Source organism: Dyadobacter sp. CY261 (assembly GCF_021440085.1).
Lineage (GTDB): Bacteria > Bacteroidota > Bacteroidia > Cytophagales > Spirosomataceae > Dyadobacter.
Window position 1 is genome coordinate 1 of record NZ_JAKCPW010000062.1, and the last position, 1,238, is coordinate 1,238.

A 1,238-nucleotide genomic window follows, 5' to 3' on the forward strand; every position below is an offset into this window, starting at 1 on the left:
TGTAAGCTTCCCTAAAAACAGAGTGGTGATGAATTAGACAAATTTTCTAATTTTAATCTGCTATGAAACGAAACACATTCACAGAAACTCAGATCGTCAAAATCCTCAAAGACCTGGATTCTGGCAAACAGGCAAATGACGTCGCTCGGGAAAATGGCGTCTCCAAAGCTACACTGTACAATTGGCGCAAGAAATACAGCGGTATGGGTGCTTCGGAATTAGCGGAATTGAAGGCACTCAAAGAGGAGAATCGCCGTCTGAAACACATGTATGCGGAATTGGCTCTTGATCACAGACTGGCAAAAGAGATTATCGAAAAAAAGCTTTAAAGCCTGCTCAGAAGCGGCTAATAGCTTCCGATATTTCTCAGGAAGCTGGGTTTAGCATTGAGCGGGCTTGCAGAGTTTTGCAGTTAAGTACGGGTGTTTTCTATTACAAAACTGTCAAGAGCGACCTGCCTATTGTAGACATGCTTAATGAGTTGGCAGAAGAACATCCGACGGCAGCGGCCGCCGCAAGAGGTTTTGATTGGTATTACGGTAATTTGAGGAACAGAGGCCTACCGTGGAATCGCAAACGCGTGCTTCGAATCTATCGAAGTATGGATCTCAAATTAAGGCGTAAGCGAAAAAGACGTATTCTGAAAAGGCCTAAACAACCTTTAATTGAGGCAAAGACTTTGAATGAAACCTGGAGCATGGATTTTGTCAGTGATGCTCTTAGCTCTGGCAGACGTGTACGAACCTTAATTGTAATGGATGATGTCAGTAGAGAGGCACTTGCAGCACATGCGGACTATTCCATTTGTGCTGGTAAAGTAATACAAATTTTGCAGCAGTTAGAGTTGGAACGAGGGTTGCCATTATCAATAAGAACTGACAATGGCCCGGAGTTCATCAGCAAGAAACTGGCCAAATGGTGCGAAGAAAAGCAGATTGAGCAAAAATTTATTCAGCCCGGGAAGCCGATGCAAAATGGCTACAACGAAAGATTAAACAGAACTTACCGGGAAGACGTCCTGGATGCTTACTTTTTTGATTCTCTGGAACAGCTGCGTATTTTATCAGACAAATGGCTTGACAATTACAATAGTAAGCACCCTCACAGGTCAATGAAGGGACTAACCCCAAATCAGAAGCACATACTACTGAAAGAAAATGCCGTGAAAAAAGAAGAATTAACTGTCACAATGAACAACTGAGTCTAAATCGCACCACTCTAAAAATGGGAAGCCTACA

The 1,238-nt window shown here is 42.9% G+C and carries 2 protein-coding genes; both read left to right on the top strand.

Going from position 1 to position 1,238, the window contains the following annotated elements; all coding sequences use genetic code 11:
* Positions 1 to 62 precede the first annotated feature (62 nt).
* The gene (locus LZD49_RS35330; protein ID WP_205748304.1) at positions 63 to 329 is read left to right on the top strand and encodes a transposase; all 267 of its coding nucleotides are present in this window, start codon (positions 63 to 65) and stop codon (positions 327 to 329) included.
* Positions 330 to 361: 32 nt separating this feature from the next.
* Positions 362 to 1,201 carry an IS3 family transposase gene (locus LZD49_RS35335; RefSeq protein WP_234673364.1) on the top strand — a complete coding sequence of 280 codons (840 nt, stop codon included), beginning with the start codon at positions 362 to 364 and terminating at the stop codon, positions 1,199 to 1,201.
* The last annotated feature ends 37 nt before the right edge of the window (positions 1,202 to 1,238 follow it).

Excerpts from the sequence above, each read along its gene's own strand:
- LZD49_RS35330 (WP_205748304.1), top strand. The coding sequence starts at position 63 with ATGAAACGAAACACATTCACAGAAACTCAGATCGTCAAAATCCTCAAA.